Raw genomic sequence first — 17,729 nt, forward strand, 5'->3', positions numbered from 1 at the left:
AAGACTGGAAGAATCACATCCTATCCTAAACGAAATAGGAAACTATATTGCCGTACAGTCAAAATTGGAATTACCAAAAAGTCCTTTAGGTAAGGCATATGATTATTGCCTGAAACGTTGGGACAGCCTGATGGCCTATTTAAAAGACGGAAATCTTCATATTGATAATAATCTCGTTGAAAATGCCATCCGCCCCTTAGCTTTGGGAAGGAAAAATTTTCTTTTTGCAGGTTCTCATGAAGCAGCAAAAAATATTGCCATGTATTATTCTTTTTTTGCAACCTGCAAGAAGAACAATGTTAATCCATCCCAATGGTTGCATCATGTTCTAAATAATATCAATGATACCAAATCATCAGAACTCTATAAACTTCTTCCACAATACTTCAATCAGGATTTAGTGGATTGATGCTATTGCTGGGACGCATACGTTGTGCAAGACATAACGATCGATGAAAATGAACTTGATTTCTCATTAGATTATATTTTATCATTAATTCAAGAATTACCCAATCAATACCGACTGGTTTTTAGCTTATACGAATTAGACGATTATTCTCATCTGGAAATCGCACAGATGCTTTCTATTTCTGAAGGAACTTCAAAATCAAATTTACATCGAGCCAAGACACTTTTAAAAGAAAAAATTAGATCAAAAAATTCATTCCATAATTATAATTTAAGCAATGGAAAATAGAAAAGAGATAGGAAAAGCATTTAGAAAAAAGCTAGATAGTTTCGAAAGAATACCTAATGATAAGGTATGGCATTCTATACATTCAGAACTTAAAGAAAGAAAAAAAAGAGTTTTTTTCTACATTCCAGCCTGGATTAAAATTGCAGGCATATTTTCCTTGGGAGCATTAATTTCATTTTTTATATTTAATGATTTTTCAGAAAAAAATTATTTACAAAATCCTACTAAATCGAATCAAAACACTATAAATCCCAGAAACTCTGAAAATAGTATTTCTAAGAAAACAAATACAACAATAGATAAATACACAGTAACAAATCAACCGCTTAAAGGTTCCGATTCATATCAGAAATTATCGGATTCGGTTCTTTACTCTAAAAAAAATACAGACTAACGCAGCTAAGAACACAAAAAAAGCAGTCAGTGTTCTTAAAGGTAATTTTTCAAAGAAAGAAATGGGGACTACGAAAAATAATTCAAAAAGCGAACTTATCATTTTTAACAACCTAGATCGAGATACATTAAAAAACAAACTACCCTCTACCGTTGAAAACAATGAAATTTACACAAAAAAAAGCCTTGCAAAAGCTAATATAAAACCAAAAGAAAAAGACAGCTTAGCCAAAATTGCTTCAAATGACAGCACAAACTTTCTTATAAATAAAAAAAATGACCTAAATTTATTAGTCTATGTGTCCCCTACATACGGTGGAATTATGTCAAAAAATTCTCCCTTAGATAGTCGCTTAAACACTAATCCCAAAACATCAGAAATCAAATGGAGTTATGGAATTTTTTTAAACTATGCCGCGACTGAAAAATGGAGCATGCGTTTTGGAATTAGTAAAACAAATTTGAGTTTCATTACAAAAAATGCAACTGTGAACGTCTCAGATTATAAAAATATAAACTATTCGAAAAATATTTCAAATACCTTTATTTACAATAATTTCGGTTTTTCAAAAACAATGACAATTACTCAGGATATTTCATATACAGAAATTCCACTTGAAATAAACTATAATATAAACAATAAAAAATTCGGTATCAGTTCCATATTAGGTCTGAGTTATTTGTTTTTGGACAAAAACAGCATTTTTATCGAAACCGAAAACGGGAATAGATTAAATATAGGAAATACGAAAAATTTATCCGAAAACACTTTTAGCGTCAATGCAGGCATTAGCATCGACTATAAGTTCTCCAGAAAAATAAAAGTATACATTGAACCAATGCTAAAATACCATCTCATTGATTATAAAAACAATAGCAACTACATTAATCCGTATTCTATTGGTGTGCAGACTGGACTTCACTTTTCATTTTTAAAATAAAATTACAAAGAAGATGTTCCTAAAAGTGTAGATACCCAAATTATCTGACTAAAAAAAGTTTATAAAAACGCGTTCATTCTTATAACGAGTACTTCTCTTTAATTTATTTCACAAACTATTGTAACTTTTTAGCAACTTCATACGTATAATCATTTGTACACTTAAAATTTAGGAGACAAAAAAACATGAGACAACTAAAAATCACCAAGCAGGTAACCAATCGTGAAACTGCTTCATTAGACAAGTATTTACAAGAAATTGGAAAAGTTGACCTTATTACCGCTGACGAAGAGGTAGAATTAGCACAAAAGATTAAAGCCGGTGACCAGAAAGCATTAGAAAAATTGACGAAAGCCAATTTACGCTTCGTGGTTTCGGTAGCAAAACAATATCAAAATCAAGGGTTAACCCTTCCCGATTTGATTAACGAAGGAAATTTAGGATTGATAAAAGCTGCACAACGTTTTGATGAAACACGTGGTTTCAAATTCATTTCATATGCCGTTTGGTGGATTCGTCAATCTATTTTACAAGCATTGGCAGAACAATCTCGTATCGTTCGTTTGCCTTTGAACAAAATTGGTTCTATCAATAAAATCAACAAAATGTACGCTTTACTAGAGCAATCTAATGAGCGCCCACCATCTGCTGAAGAAATTGCAAAAGAACTTGACATGACCGTAAATGACGTTAAAGAGAGCATGAAAAACTCTGGTCGTCATTTATCAATGGATGCACCTCTTGTAGAAGGAGAAGATTCTAACCTTTACGATGTATTGCGTTCTGGTGAATCTCCAAATCCAGACAGAGAATTAATCCACGAATCATTGCGTACCGAAATCGAGCGTTCATTAGAAACATTGACTCCAAGAGAGGCTGATGTAGTTCGTTTATATTTTGGTCTTGGTGATCAACATCCAATGACATTAGAAGAAATTGGAGAAACTTTCGACCTAACTCGTGAGCGTGTACGTCAAATTAAGGAAAAAGCAATCCGAAGATTGAAACACACTTCAAGAAGTAAAATATTAAAAACCTACTTAGGTTAATTGACAATATTCCCCAATTAAAATTTTTAAATTTTAAATCTTTTAATTCAAAATGAACAACAGTTTGATTGACTGTTCGTTTTTTGATTGATGATTGAAACTCCGGCTGATTACCGGAGTTTTATTTTTTTAATCTAAATTCATTTCCTGTTTTCTTATTTTTATTTCCATTTAAAATCATTTGAGTACAGCCTCGTAAAAAAGCGGAACCAAGCTTTTCGTGTACTCTTTTTATTCCCAAAAAATAAAAGGGTTTCCACTCCAATCCTTTGCACGAATAGCAGCGCACAAAACCTTGATATTGCTATTAAAAAACTTTCGCCATTTGTTGTAAAAAAACTACTTTTGCACAAACAACACAACTGTAAGATGTACTTCAGTGCGTCTCAACAAAACAACTATACAATGAAAAACACATTAATTGCACCATCAGTTCTTGCGGCTGATTTTGCTAATCTGCAGCGCGACATCGAAATGATCAATAATAGTGAAGCCGATTGGTTTCATATTGATATTATGGATGGCGTTTTTGTACCAAATATTTCTTTCGGAATGCCAGTTCTTGAAGCGATTTCAAGACATGCAAAAAAAACAATTGATGTTCATTTAATGATTATAGATCCGGACCGATACATCAAGACCTTTGCGGATTTAGGAGCAAATATCTTATGTGTTCACTACGAAGCATGTCCTCATTTGCACAGAACGTTACAAGCAATTAAAGCTGAAGGCATGAAAGCCGGAGTAGCTTTAAATCCACATACAAATATTGACCTTTTAGAAGATGTAATCAATGATATCGACTTGGTTTGTATCATGAGCGTTAATCCTGGTTTTGGCGGACAATCGTTTATAGAAAACACCTACTCTAAAGTTAGAAAATTAAAAGATTTAATCACTAGAAAAGGAGCAAGTACTATTATAGAAATTGATGGAGGCGTTACTAATAAAAATGCAAAACAGCTTGTTGAAGCCGGAGCTGATGTTCTTGTGGCAGGAAGTTTTGTTTTTAAAGCCGAAAATCCAACAGCAACGATTGCTGATTTAAAAAAATTGACTTCTTTTTAGTCATCACACCATTTTGCATAAAAAAAGCCAAAGACATTGCGTCTTTGGCTTTTTTTATAAATTTAATTTTAGATTAGCGCACTTATGTTGTAGTAATACCTCAACGAACGGCCCCAAATGCTCCGTTGGCAACACAGACCTTTGTTTTTTTAGCTACAATTTAATATTCTGCCTGAAGGATTCGCTCCAATAATTCATCATCATTCCGTTTAATAAAATCTGTCTCCAACTTTAATTCATTAGCCATATCTGATGTACTTATCTATTTGTATTCATTTCTAAAAAACTAAAGGCAAGTATAAAACTTGCCTTTAACCTAATTTAAAACAGTAACCAAACAAACATTATTATTAATACCCAGGATTCTGAATGTATAATCCTCCTGTGAAATCAATTTCTCTTTGAGGAATCGGATAATATTCATCTCTACCCGACGTAAAATGAGCATTTGAAAGAAAATCTTTTTTTGTTTTTTCAACACCAAGATAAGCGTTCAAAACCTGTTCAGCTTCACCCCATCTTACAAGATCAAAAAACCTAGGACCTTCCATTCCAAACTCTAATCTTCTTTCGAATTTAAGCGCTTTCCAAGCATATTCTTTTGAAGAAAAAGAAGCATATGGTGCAACTTTATAAACATTTGAAGCTCCAGCTGCCAATGGCATTGTTGTACTGGCTGCAGCTCTTGCTCTAACTTGATTAATTATTGGAAGTGCTTCACTGTATCTGTTTAATTGTATTAATGCTTCCGCTTTAAATAATAAGATATCTGCATATCTAATAAAATCAACATTTTTTGAAGTTCCTATAAATGGCCCGTTTTTCACATAACATGAACAATCAGGAGATTGCTGTTCTTTCATATTTCCATAGTATCCATAAACTCCAGGATCTCTCGCCCAACTGAATTTATAAACCATGTCTCCAGCTGTTTTCAATGTATTTTTATATTTAAATGGTCTTCCGGGAACTCCTACCGTATGATCAATCCTAGGATCAATCGTAACACCTGCAGCAAGCGGAGCATTTCCATTTCCATCAACTGCGTTAAAGACATCTGAATTGTTAAAAGTATCCAATAACGGTAAACCGTCTGCATCTGTTCTAAAAGCATTTACCATATTCTGGCTTGCCATATGAAAACCACAACATCCATAAAGAGGAGTACCGTGAGGAGAATTTAACCCAGTTACAAAACTAACTCTTCCTGTATTTGTCCCATCATTGATAGAAAATTGAACTGCCCAAATAGATTCTGATCCATTATCGTGACCATCTAAAAAGTTATTCCCAAAGTCCGGTTCTAAACTTCCAGTTACTTTATCCGCATAATCAATAACTTCTTGCAATCTAGCTGCATTAATACTTGTAACTTGATGTGTATCATTTTGTTCGTAAGCCTGATACAATCTTAATTTTGCTAAATAAGCTGCTGCTGCATTTTTATCAGCCCTTCCCGCCTGAGCCTGTGATTGGTCTAAATTATCGAATGCAAAAAGAAAATCATCCGCAATTTTATTCCACAACTCTTCATTTGACAAATCATTAGAAGTTTTTAGAATCTGTTCCTGAGTCAAATCTTCAGTTATAAAAGGAACTTTCTTAAACAACAATTTCAACATAAAATGAGAATGCGCTCTTAAAAAACGCAACTCCGCTTGTCTCACTTTTTTTAACGGATAATCCGTATCGGGAATTGCATTGATTACAGATAGAGCAAAATTAGCCCTTGAAATAGCCTTATAGTGATTCGTCCAAGTTCGAGGCAACATCCAATCTCCATAATCTGGAGTTGTCAGATTATATTGTTCGTAACGATCGATAACATCAACGTCTCCGCGACCACCTCCGCCTTTATAAGCATCATCTGATCGCACACTTCCATAAACCCATTGGTGCGTTATTGGCCCCACCATTTCGTCATTTCCAATTGCAGCATACGCTGCATTAACAAGGGCGTCTGCATTTTCTGCTGTAGCCACGTTCCCGGAAGACAATACTCCGGTAGGTTCATAATCTAAAAAATCTGAGCTACATGATGCCAAAAATAGGACTGACAAGAAGCTGATAACTATTTTATTATATTTTTTCATGAGAATTAATTAAAAATTAAAGTTTACACCTAATGATAAAGTCGTAGGCACTGGTATTCTGTTGACATCTGTTCGCTCTGGATCTGATCCTATGTATCCCTTTGGAGTAAACCAAAATAGATTTTCCCCTTGTGCATAGACTCTACATTTGGTTATGAATCCCGTTTTCCCAACTAAACGATCAGAAAATGAATATCCAATTTGCATACTTCTAATTTTAAAATAAGAATTATTTCTAAAAAGATAATCTGATGTTTGGGAGTCATTATGTGCCAAAGAAAGAGATGGCACGTCGGTATTTGTATTGGTTGGCGTCCAAGCATTAAATGTCCCTGGACCTGCATTTTCTCTACCTTGAACGAAATTATTCCAGTAAATATAAGGATCAACTCCAATTCTTCCTGCAACACCAGAACCAAAAACAGAAAAATCAACATTCTTATAGGCTAAACTAATATTAACACCATACTCTAATTTTGGAAGTGTTGTACCAATGAAAGTTCTGTCATCCGAATTTATGGCACCATCACCATTGATGTCAACAAATTTTATACCTCCCAATCTAGAACCTACTTGAGTAGCATGGGAATCGATCTCTTCCTGACTTTGAAATAATCCATCGGTTTTAAAACCAAAAATTTCAAACTGTGAATGACCAATTATAGAGTTCGCTGCTGTCCCTGGATATGCTGCCCTAACTTCTACTGGTAAATCTGTAATTTTATTTTTTGTTGCTCCAAAATTTGTGGAAACATTAAAATACAATCCATTATCTAATTTATCAGCATATCCTAATGTAAGTTCCCAACCCTTATTTGCAGTGGAAGCTCCATTTACAAAACGTTGCTGCCCTTCTCCTACAGTAGATGCAACTGGTGGTTTAATCAAAATTCCTACTGTGTTTCTTGAGAAATAATCAAACGAACCTGATAATTTATTTTCAAAAAAGCCGAAATCAAGACCAACGTTAACCTCTTTGGTAGTTTCCCATTTTAACCCCGAATTAGCTGCTTGTATTGATACAAAGCCAGAAGGTAAATTTCCTGTATTAGATCCATTCAAATCGTAAGCTGTTCCAACATTATAATAGATATTGAAAAAATCAGGAAAATATACATTTTGATTCGGTCCGTATCGTGCTTCATATAGTCCAAAACGAGCATTATCTCCAATAGACTGGTTCCCCACTTCACCATAACCAGCACGAAGTTTAAGAGTTGAGATTGTTGCAATCCCCTTTAAAAAATCTTCATTATTAATCTTCCAACCTACAGTAGCAGCTGGAAAAACTCCATATCTATTATCTTCTCCAAATCTTGAAGATCCATCTCTTCTTATAGTGAATGTAGCCAAATACTTGTCTGAGAACGCGTAGTTTAATTTACCAAACTGAGAAAGCAGTCTGCTTCCTGTAGAAATCCCATTATTTGTTCTAATTCCTGTTGCAGCTGAAAGTGTAAAATAAGACTCTGTCTCTACTGCAAATCCTTCAGCCCGGGCATATAAGGTATTCAAATCGGTTTTGGTCGATTCGGTACCTATAACTACTCCAATTTTATGATTTGAAACTTTCAAGTTATAGCTTAAAGTATTTGAAATCGTTAAACTTGAATATTTATTGGTATCAAAAGTCAAACTATTTGTACTTCTGTTAACAAACCCATTACTCACAGTTGGCTCAATGTCTTTTCTATTGAAATCATTAAAATCCATACCAATACTATTTCTGAAAGTAAGATTTTTCAAAATATCTATTTCTGTAAAGACATTTCCATACAAAGACATTCTTTTATTGTTATCCCATCTGTTTAGATATTGCATCAATAAAGGATTATTCCTATCTGAATAACCAGACCCTAATGGCCCGGCATATTCCCCAGAGGCTGTAAACACAGGAATTGTTGGCGCTAAGGTTATAGCCAATCCTGGTGTTGGTGCATTTCCTACATCATTAGCGGCATTTCTTTCGTTTGATTGTGTAAATTGAGAATTCACACCAAATCTAACTTTATCATTAAATAACTTAAAATTAGCATTAAGCCTGGCTGAATACCTTTCATAATTGGTATATTTCAACATACCTGAGTTATCTAAATAACCCATATTCAATACCGCATTTGCTTTATCAGACCCACCAGATATCGATAAATCATTGTTAATTAACAATCCTGTTTTATACATGGTCTCCTGCCAATCCGTATCTCCAACTGGCACATTAGTATCACCTCCTACATAAGGCTTAACTGATACACTGTTTAGTACCGGATTATTAAAGTCATTATTCCAGTCAAAATTATATATTTCACCATATCCTCCAGCCGGATCTGCATGATCATTTACCGATGCCTGCCACAAAACCTTTCCTCTGTCCAGTGCATTAAGCATTTTATATCGTTGTTTTTTCTCAGAAAGAACGGAAACGTTAGTACCATAAGAAACGCTTATTGCACCACCTTTAGCCGCATTTTTTGTTGTTACAATGATAACACCATTTGCAGCTCTGGACCCATAAATAGAGGAAGCTGAAGCATCTTTCAATACTTGAACAGATTCTATTGCACTTGGATTTAAACTGGCAAACACTTCAGGTCGTACTGTAGGAACTCCATCAATCACATACAATGGGTCTGTATTTCCTAGTGTACTTACTCCCCTGATTAAAATTCTACTGTTCGCTCCACTTGGATCACCAGATTTTTCAATGGTCAATCCGGCAACTCTACCTTGTAAAGCCTGCATAGCATTTCCAGAACTCATACTTTGTCCAGCAATAGGCTTTAAATCTACCACAGTAACAGCTCCCGTTACGTCTACTTTTCGTTCCTTCGAGTAACCTGTTACAACAATTTCAGTTAAATTTATTGACTCGGGTTTTAAAACAACATTTATCGATTCTTGTCCAGTAAGTTTAATTGTCTGAGTTGTAAAACCAGTGAAACTAATTATCAAAGTAGCGTCTTTTTCTAGTTTGTTGAGTGCAAAATTCCCATCAAGATCGGTCGTGGTGCCAATTTTTGTGCCGGAGACTGTAATTGATGCTCCTGGAAGCGACATTCCGTCTTCAGAAGAGGTCACCACCCCTTTTATTCCTGTGTTCTGGGCCGTAAGTGAAAAAAAGGAACCCATTAAAATTAAATAGAGGATGATTTTTCGTTTCATAATTTAGATAGTTTAGTTAAAATTTAGTTGGTTAATTGTTAAATTTTCAATGGTGAAATTGAAATTTTCTTTATTGACTGAAAATGTTTCCATTGGTTTTTCCGGAAAAAATATTTCGGTCATAACTGTTTGTCCGTTGTTGTAGAATACTTCGATTGAGGTCTTGTCAACAATTACTCTTACATCAATTTTGTCAAAATCTTCGGTAAATGGTGCTTTAGAAATTTGCTTTGCAAAAACATCTGAAAAAGACAAATCCCCTGATTTTTTTCTATCTATAAAAAAGTACTTGTCTTTTTTATTAATACCAAAATGTATGGTGTTATCAGAATTATTGGAAAGTGAAAAAGTGTAGACATCCTTTTTCAAGTTCTTCATTGTAAATCGAATATCTATTCTTGATAAATCAACCAGTGATTTATCAATTAACACCGTTTTTTTATCAATTTTAAGCGCCTCTTTCTTTATCGTTTTTGAAACATAATTTTGTAATTCTCTTACTGGCTGAGAAGAAACTCTGAAATGATTCCCTGCTTTTATAAGTTTTAATTCTCTTGGCAGTGTCATGCTTCCTCTCCATTTCTCTGTCGGAACTTTATTAGCATATTGCCAATTGGACATCCAACCCACAAACAACTTTCTGCCATCTGTCTCTGATATATTTGACCAAGTAACACCTGCATAATTATCTCTCCCGTAATCAATCCAAAGTGATTTATGCTGTTTCAAATCCTGAGTAAAAGAATCATCCAGCTTAAAAGTCTTGCCGTCAAAATCTCCAACAAAATATTGGGTTGCCGAACCTCCATTAGGACCTCCAGGATTTATACTTAGCAGAAGCACCCATTTGTATTCGTCAGAGCCATCAACAAGCATGGGGAAAAAATCCGGACATTCCCAAACACCTCCATGAGCCCCAATGTTTTTACCAAAATCAGAAAGCAATTCCCAATCTTTCAAATTTTTTGAAGCATAAAACATAGTTTTATCTCCAGCTGCTAAAACCATTAGCCATTGCTGATGAATATTATCCCAAGTCATTTTAGGGTCTCTGAAATCCTTAATATTAGGAAAGTTAACAACTGGGTTTTTTTCATACTTAGTCCAGGTCAAACCTTCGTCTAAGGAGTATGCAATTCCCTGCGATTGAATACCTGCCTCTCCTGTCTTCTCTTTTAAAGGATCATGATAGGTAAACATGGCTACAATGGGCGGATTTTGCAAACTGCCAAAACCAGATGTGTTTTTTAAATCAACTACAGCGCTTCCCGAAAAAATATACCCTTTCTCATCTGGATAAATAGCTATTGGCTTTTCCGTCCAAGTTATAAGATCATTACTTATAGCATGTCCCCAGTGCATTGGCCCCCAAACATTTGAATCAGGATAGTGTTGGTAAAAAAGATGGTAATATCCATTATAATAAAACATCCCATTTGGATCGTTCATCCATCCTTTTTTTGGCGTAAAATGAAAATTCGGTCTATAAAGCTCTTCCTCCGAATACACTCTTTTATCCAAAAGGGATGATTTTTTACAACTAATTAAGGCCAGTAATCCCATTGTACAGCATATTATTCTTAAACATCTTTTTTTATTCGCTTTGCTCATAACGTTATTTTTTTATTAATTTTTTACTTAATTCTTCTAAAGAAATTCCTTTGGTTTCCGGCATTAAAACGGCAACAAACACGAGTTGAAAAACCATCATTACGGCAAAAAACAAGAACACAACTCCTGGACCTATCGTGGAAAACAAAAATGGAATAAGAGAAGGAATAATTGCTGCTAAAATCCAGTGCGTTGTGCTCCCAAAAGCTTGTCCGGAAGCTCTCAGATGGTTTGGAAAAATTTCAGAAATAAAGACCCAAATGACTGCTCCCTGACCTATTGCATGTGAAGCAATAAATAAGAATAAGAAGATTGGAACAGCCATTCCTTGCCAATGCAAGAAGAAAGCCATAGCTACAAGACTAAGAGAAATAATATATCCTATTGAACCAATGTACATTAAGACTTTTCTACCGAGTTTATCTATTAGAAAAACACCTATTAGAGTAAAAACTAAATTGGTTGCACCAATACCGATACTGCTTAACAAAGCGGTACTTTCCCCTAAGCCTGCCTCTTGAAAAATTCTAGGCGAGTAATACAAGAATGCATTAATCCCTGATAACTGATTAAAAAAGGCTATAAAAAAAGCTAGAATTAAAGGAGTACGATATTTTTTGAGAAAAATATTCTCATTGGCAGCAGCTGAATTATTATCAAGATGAATTTCTGAAATCAATTTTTCTACATCATCACCAGGATACATTCTTTGTAAAACATCCTTAGCTTCTTCATTTCTAGATTTGGACAACAACCATCTTGGGCTTTTTGGAATCGTAAAAATAAATAATGTATAAATAAAAGAGGGGATTGCTTGTACTCCCATCATCCATCTCCATGAATTTTCACCGGTATTTCTTAACAAATAATTCGAAAGAAAGGCAATCAGAATTCCCAATACAATATTGAATTGATAGAAAGCAACTAGTTTACCTCTATCTTTTGCTGGCGCAATTTCAGAAATGTATGCTGGTGCAGCAATTGTAGAAGCTCCGACACCAAGCCCTCCAATAAATCTAAATACGGCAAAAACAATTGGATCATTTGCAAAAGCAGAACCGATGGCAGAAATGAAAAATAGAATTCCTATCCATAATAAAGTATTCTTTCTTCCTATTTTATTAGTTGGTATCCCTCCAAATATTGCTCCAAAAACGGTACCCCATAAAGCCATCCCCATTACCACTGTTCCATGGAAAGCATCGGAGGAATTCCATAGAGCCTGTAGCTTTTTGTCAGCTCCAGAAATAACAACAGTATCGAAACCAAAAAGGAATCCTGCTAATGACGCAATCAAAGACCAAACAACAATTTTTTTCATTATCAAAAAATATTAAATTAGATTGCTAAGATATCCGCAAAAGCTTTGCATGTATTTTGAGGATGTTACAATTTTATTTAATACTACTATAGAAGCACGAACAAAAACACAACCTACTGTCTTTAAAGGTGTTACGCTTAAAAAGAAACAAAGAACTATTTCGTTATAGTTTGATTATGTTACCCTTGTTACAACTATGTTACTTCAGTTTTAAAAAATATTGGATGCTTGTTGATTAAAATAAATTCTACTTGATTGATTTTATTCATTTAATAAAATTTTAAATTTATTTTTAGAAGAAGTATAAAAATATTCAACAAAAAAAATGAATATATTAAGTAATTCAGACTATTGCCTTATTTCAAAAAAAATATGGGAAGGAATTAAGAAAGAACCTAAAGCATTTTATAAATCTATTCATAGAAAATTGTATCGAGAACAAGAAAATTGATAATTAGACACAGGACAAGCACTCAGAGTTAACTTTACCGTTCTTTTGGATACCCTGAAAATCACCTCGTATATATTCTTCCTACCCAGGTAGGCTTCATCTGCTCTTTTGATTATTTTTCTCCTCTTTTCCATAAAAAAACCATCAAAATCTAATTTTGATGGTCCTGATATTAATATGAAAATACTAAACAGTCCTTTTATAAACATACTATATAAAACGAACTGAATCTATTTCTTTACTAAGCTATTCTAAAATAAGCTAATGGAGATTGGAAATGCTATAGTGAAGATTTACTGTAGAATTTTATTTAAAACTTTTTAGATCTGAAAAAATAACTTCTCCGTTTTCTGCGAAAATAGCCCATGGATTTTGATTCATTTTATAGATACGGTTTGTAAAAGCTATTTCGTCATTAATATATATAACACAAACCGAATTTTCAGAAATGATTGTTATATCAAACTCTTTATTAGCAGGGACATTTAGTGGAAGTTGCGTTAAATTTAATGAGGCGGCATTTTTCATAACCTTATCTAATCTTAATTGATTTTTGGCTAAATCAAATACAATGGCAAATACTTCATTTCGTGTTTCACATGCTCCAAATTCAAAACCAAACTGAGTAGACGATGTCGCTTTTATATGCGCTTTAATTTTAAATGCTCCCGTATTTCTGTCAAATACTGAAAATGCTTTTTGAGCCTCATTAACAGTTAATGTATGTGTATCCCCTTTTTTTGTCGCTCCAAAACCTATTGTCGAATTTAAAGCTTCATTAATAACAAACTTGTTGTTTACACCATCAGGTATCGTAAGACCCAATGTTCCATTCGGATGCTGAACAAGGCGATGAGTTACCAGTGCTCCAGCCCAATCAAAAATAGCAGAATCGCTGTTTTTATTTTTAGTAGGACACCATCCGGTTAGATATCGTTTTATGCCATCGGTAACTGTTTTTCCAGCGTAGAAAGCAACTCCATCTAACTTATTGTTCACAGGAGTAATCCAAGTATTCGATGTTAGCTGACGGTATTTATAGTGTACCATTCGATCATCAATATTAGAATAAATCAAATATTGATAATCACCCATACTAAATACGTCTGGACATTCCGTTATAAAAGTAGATGCATCCTCGTAAAATGGCTTTTCCAAAGTCCAATCTCTTAAGTTAGTGGAACTGTATTGAGCGAGTACTGCTCGCCATGGCACAGTATTGTCAGAAACTAAACCAACCTCAGAACGTGTGGCTATCAACATTTTATACTTTCCTGTAATTTTGTCTTCTATCACGATTGGATCTCTAAATTCATTGCGATCATATCCCCAAGAAGCCTGTAACAAAAAGGAAGCGTCTTTTGTCCAATTTTTTAAATCCGTCGACGTTGCCAGCATAATTTTTTCTTTAGGATCAAGATTTCCGTTATGTCCTGTATAAAAAGCATAATAGATACCATCCAATTTAAAAACGGCTCCTGTACCCAATGCGCCATCCTGATCTATAGCGGTTCCAGTAGCAATGATTTCGCTATTGCCTGTAAATGTAGCAAAATCAGTGGTAGCTACTTTGTACCAAGGATGAAATGTTGGCAATGAATTCCTTGCATCATGCAAATAGAAAATATGGAATACTCCATTTTCGTAAAATGGTATGGGATCACCAACCCAGCCTACTGTTGGTTTGAAGAAAGTAGTATACGCTCTGTCTAACTCATTAACGCTCTGGCAAGGTGGAGCATTTGTGACTACAATTGGATCTCCAGGTTTATCATCTTTACTACAATTATAAAATAATACAAAACAAAGTGGAAGACATAAAAACTTAAGGTTTATTTTCATATTTTGATGGTTTACGAGAACTACCAAGTACGCAGACTTGATAATCTCAGATTATTATTTTTTATCAGAAAAGTGGATTGAATAAGAAATGAAAAAAAATTCGCTGCTGTAATTTTAAAATCAAACAAAAAATTAATTATGTTTAAATCCAAAATTTCAAGTCCTAAGATATTTTTAAAAACACAGTTTTATTATAGGAATCTCACAAGTTTATACAATGCTTTTTAAAATCATAAAAAATACAAAATAACACACTGAAAACAAGCGAGTTATGTTTTAAAAATAAAAGCAACTACTTCGATGTAGTTGCTTCTATGTTACATAAATTACAATTAGGTTACACGATCTTCTTAAGAAGAAAATGTACAACAGAAAAAATCTATTTTTTAATTTTATATTCTTTAGGCGTAACCCCAAATTTATTTTTAAATGAAGTTGAAAAATAATTTGGTGATGAAAAACCAACTGCATATGCAATTTCTGAAATGTTTAAGTCTGCTTTTTTCAGCAACTCTTTTGATTTATCTAACCGTCTGTTATTAACATGATCACTGACACTAATTCCCAATATAGCTTTCACTTTTCGATACAATTGTATCCGTGAAATAGTTAAACTTCGCGCAAGATCTTCAACGGTATAGGCAGAATTACCCAAGTTTTTTTCAATAAGATCATTTAACTTTCGTAGAAAATCTTGTTCAGAAACCCCAAAATCACCATCCTCAATATTTAAAATATTATTGGTATAATAAAACCGTAGTTTCTCTCTATTAAAGAGTAATCCTTTTATCGATTGCGCCAGTACTTTTAAATTGAAAGGTTTAGTCAAAAAGATATCAGCTCCGCTTTCTAAAGCTTTCAAATAGGATTCCTGAGCATCTGAAGCAGTAAGCATAATAATAGGAATATGTGACGTTCTTAAATCTTTCTTGAGTATTTCACAAATTTGAAAACCATTCTTTTCGGGCAAATTTAAATCACAGATAATAATATCTGGAATTAACTCCAATGCTTTTTCAATTGCGTTGGTACCATCAGATGCAAAAAAAGTATATTCTGCTGAGAATTTATGAGACACAAAATCTAAAAGCTCCTTATTGTCCTCTATATATAGAATCGAATATTTATCTTCGGTGTTTTTGGGCTCGACACTTTGAATAAACTCCGAATCCAGATAATCCGGCTCATGAACAAAATCCAGAATTGGCTCTTTTATTATATATTTTTCATCAAGATGCTCTTTTCCTAACTGCAATGTAATTATAAATTCCGCTCCATTTTTTGAATTAATTTCTATTTTTCCTTTATGTAGTTCGACAAAACTTTTTGATAAATGAAGTCCTATTCCAGAACTATTTCTGTAATTGTTTGAACCTTGGTAAAAAGCCTTAAAAACCTCCTTCAGTTCATTTTCCGGAATCCCAATACCCGAATCTTTAAAGTAAATTTTAACGGTACTATTGTGTTTATCTTCTTTTATTGTAATCGAAATTTTACCCTTTTCAGGAGTGAATTTAAAGGCATTGGATAACAAATTAAAATAAACTTTATCCATTAGATTCCGATCTATATAAACTTCCAGTTCCGGATTGTTAGTTGTCAATGAAAAATCAATATTTCTTTTCTTTGCTTCCCGATCAAAATCACCAATGATACTTTTCGAAAAATCTAAAATATTAGTTTTTGATGCTCTCAAAGTAAATTTTTGATCTTCTGTTTTTCTATAGTCTAATAACTGATTGATTAACCTGAGTAATCTTCTGGAGTTATTATACATCAGATTAATTTCTTTATTGATGGAAGTCCCTTTATTCTTAAATTCATTTCCTAAAGATTCTATAGAACTCAATATCAGCGTTAATGGCGTTTTGAATTCATGAGATAAACCTGTAAAAAAATTAAGTCTCGCTTCGTTACTTAGTTTTAGTTCTTCAGAAAATTTTTCAATTTCATTTTTTTGACTGACAACTTTTTTATTTGTCTCTTCTAATTCTTTCTTCTTACGGCGAATAGTGATTCCAGAATAAATACTATATATCGCTAAACTTAGCACAATTACAAATAAAGAAATTAATAGTTTCAGAAGATTACTCTGAGTAGAGTATTTCTTTTCCTGATTTTTTATAATACTTTGTTGCTGCTCAATATCAGATTGTTGAATTGTTATTTTATCAAATTGATTGCTCATTATATCCGCATTAAGAGAATCTATCAATAAGGTATTTAGTTTGTTATTTTTAGGAACGATCTCTTTCCCTACAATCCTCAATGCAAGCTTAATAGCTTCGCTACCACCAGTTGGATATAAAACGGTTGATTCTAAGACTCCGTCTTTAACTAATTGAATCCCGCCATTTGGACCATTAATTCCATCTACTCCTATAAATTTTATTTTTTTTTCCCGCTTTTTCTGCTTAGCTACTGACCACGATTGGTATGCAATTACATCATTATATGCAAAGACATAATTAATATCGGAATAACTTTCTAGAGTTTTGACAAACTCATTCTTAGGTAATTCATCATTTTTCGCTTCTAAAGTAATTACTTTAATTCCCGGATATTGGTTAACGATTTGTCTAAATCCCAAACTTCTTTCTAAACCTGGCGATGTATTGTAAGACCCTTTAATTTCAATCACATTTGCATGCCCTTTAGACAATGAAACAATATGCTTCCCAGCAATTCGTCCTACTTCAACATTATCTGCTCCTAAGTAAGCCGTGTAATTTGAAGAATTTATTTTTCGATCCACTATAATTACAGGAATACCTTTTGCATTTGCTTTTTCTATTACCGGAATAATACTGTCTGATTCAAAAGGAGAAACTATGATGACATCAACTTTATCTTCAATAAATTTTTCAATATCCCGAATCTGTTTTTTTGATTTACGATTTGCATTATAAATTTTCAGATTAACCTCTGGATGAAGTGAAGTCTCTACCTCCATTGCATGGTCCATTGATGTTCTCCAAATATCATGATCTATACTTTGTGAAAATCCAATGAAAACTTCCTTTTTTTCTTTATCAGATTTGCAGGAATTCAATATATATAAGAAACTTGCCAGCAGTATAAAACAAACTCTTCTTGACATACGA

12 protein-coding genes are annotated in these 17,729 nt (G+C 33.4%); 6 read left to right on the forward strand and 6 right to left on the reverse strand.

The genetic code is table 11. From position 1 onward, the window contains the following. The 6 genes from ACNQGN_RS04320 to rpe all read left to right on the forward strand — a co-directional run. Positions 1-409 (forward strand): IS66 family transposase (locus tag ACNQGN_RS04320; RefSeq protein WP_417986628.1); only part of this gene is annotated, 409 nt, incomplete at its 5' end. A gap of 24 nt (positions 410-433) precedes the next feature. Next, positions 434-697 (forward strand): RNA polymerase sigma factor, encoded by a 264-nt coding sequence (locus ACNQGN_RS04325; RefSeq protein ID WP_417986629.1) that lies wholly within the window; start codon positions 434-436, stop codon positions 695-697. Further along, a complete protein-coding gene (locus tag ACNQGN_RS04330; RefSeq protein WP_417986630.1) occupies positions 687-1,091 on the forward strand; it encodes a hypothetical protein in 405 nt (134 codons plus the stop codon). Before ACNQGN_RS04325 ends, ACNQGN_RS04330 begins: the two co-directional genes overlap by 11 nt. 61 nt (positions 1,092-1,152) lie before the next feature. Next, the gene (locus tag ACNQGN_RS04335) at positions 1,153-2,031 is read left to right on the forward strand and encodes a hypothetical protein (protein ID WP_417986631.1); all 879 of its coding nucleotides are present in this window, start codon (positions 1,153-1,155) and stop codon (positions 2,029-2,031) included. Positions 2,032-2,216: 185 nt separating this feature from the next. Then, on the forward strand, positions 2,217-3,080 hold the full coding sequence (locus ACNQGN_RS04340) for a sigma-70 family RNA polymerase sigma factor (protein WP_007137700.1): 864 nt from the start codon (positions 2,217-2,219) through the stop codon (positions 3,078-3,080). Positions 3,081-3,485: 405 nt separating this feature from the next. Continuing rightward, positions 3,486-4,148: a ribulose-phosphate 3-epimerase gene (gene rpe, locus ACNQGN_RS04345; protein ID WP_417986632.1), complete on the forward strand. Its 663-nt coding sequence runs from the start codon at positions 3,486-3,488 to the stop codon at positions 4,146-4,148. A gap of 350 nt (positions 4,149-4,498) precedes the next feature. On the opposite strand, the gene ACNQGN_RS04350 is transcribed toward rpe, so the two are convergent. The 6 genes from ACNQGN_RS04350 to ACNQGN_RS04375 form a co-directional block, all read right to left on the reverse strand. Further along, on the reverse strand, positions 4,499-6,241 hold the full coding sequence (locus tag ACNQGN_RS04350) for a RagB/SusD family nutrient uptake outer membrane protein (RefSeq protein ID WP_417986633.1): 1,743 nt from the start codon (positions 6,239-6,241) through the stop codon (positions 4,499-4,501). A gap of 9 nt (positions 6,242-6,250) precedes the next feature. Then, positions 6,251-9,400, reverse strand: a complete 3,150-nt coding sequence (locus ACNQGN_RS04355) for a SusC/RagA family TonB-linked outer membrane protein (RefSeq protein WP_417986634.1) — start codon at positions 9,398-9,400, stop codon at positions 6,251-6,253. Positions 9,401-9,412: 12 nt separating this feature from the next. After that, positions 9,413-11,011 carry a glycoside hydrolase family 32 protein gene (locus ACNQGN_RS04360; RefSeq protein WP_417986635.1) on the reverse strand — a complete coding sequence of 533 codons (1,599 nt, stop codon included), beginning with the start codon at positions 11,009-11,011 and terminating at the stop codon, positions 9,413-9,415. 4 nt (positions 11,012-11,015) lie between these two features. Further along, a complete protein-coding gene (locus ACNQGN_RS04365; protein WP_417986636.1) occupies positions 11,016-12,332 on the reverse strand; it encodes a sugar porter family MFS transporter in 1,317 nt (438 codons plus the stop codon). Between the two features lie 757 nt (positions 12,333-13,089). Beyond that, positions 13,090-14,625 carry a glycoside hydrolase domain-containing protein gene (locus ACNQGN_RS04370; RefSeq protein WP_417986637.1) on the reverse strand — a complete coding sequence of 512 codons (1,536 nt, stop codon included), beginning with the start codon at positions 14,623-14,625 and terminating at the stop codon, positions 13,090-13,092. Positions 14,626-15,004: 379 nt separating this feature from the next. Continuing rightward, complete coding sequence (locus tag ACNQGN_RS04375; protein ID WP_417986638.1) at positions 15,005-17,725, reverse strand: substrate-binding domain-containing protein; 2,721 nt, start codon at positions 17,723-17,725, stop codon at positions 15,005-15,007. Positions 17,726-17,729 lie beyond the last annotated feature (4 nt).

This window comes from Flavobacterium rhamnosi (assembly GCF_048286515.1).
Lineage (GTDB): Bacteria > Bacteroidota > Bacteroidia > Flavobacteriales > Flavobacteriaceae > Flavobacterium.

Coding starts and splice junctions, on each gene's coding strand:
- ACNQGN_RS04330 (WP_417986630.1), top strand. CDS start 687: ATGGAAAATAGAAAAGAGATAGGAAAAGCATTTAGAAAAAAGCTAGAT.
- ACNQGN_RS04335 (WP_417986631.1), top strand. CDS start 1,153: ATGGGGACTACGAAAAATAATTCAAAAAGCGAACTTATCATTTTTAAC.
- ACNQGN_RS04340 (WP_007137700.1), top strand. CDS start 2,217: ATGAGACAACTAAAAATCACCAAGCAGGTAACCAATCGTGAAACTGCT.
- rpe (WP_417986632.1), top strand. CDS start 3,486: ATGAAAAACACATTAATTGCACCATCAGTTCTTGCGGCTGATTTTGCT.
- ACNQGN_RS04350 (WP_417986633.1), bottom strand. CDS start 6,241: ATGAAAAAATATAATAAAATAGTTATCAGCTTCTTGTCAGTCCTATTT.
- ACNQGN_RS04355 (WP_417986634.1), bottom strand. CDS start 9,400: ATGAAACGAAAAATCATCCTCTATTTAATTTTAATGGGTTCCTTTTTT.
- ACNQGN_RS04360 (WP_417986635.1), bottom strand. CDS start 11,011: ATGAGCAAAGCGAATAAAAAAAGATGTTTAAGAATAATATGCTGTACA.
- ACNQGN_RS04365 (WP_417986636.1), bottom strand. CDS start 12,332: ATGAAAAAAATTGTTGTTTGGTCTTTGATTGCGTCATTAGCAGGATTC.
- ACNQGN_RS04370 (WP_417986637.1), bottom strand. CDS start 14,625: ATGAAAATAAACCTTAAGTTTTTATGTCTTCCACTTTGTTTTGTATTA.
- ACNQGN_RS04375 (WP_417986638.1), bottom strand. CDS start 17,725: ATGTCAAGAAGAGTTTGTTTTATACTGCTGGCAAGTTTCTTATATATA.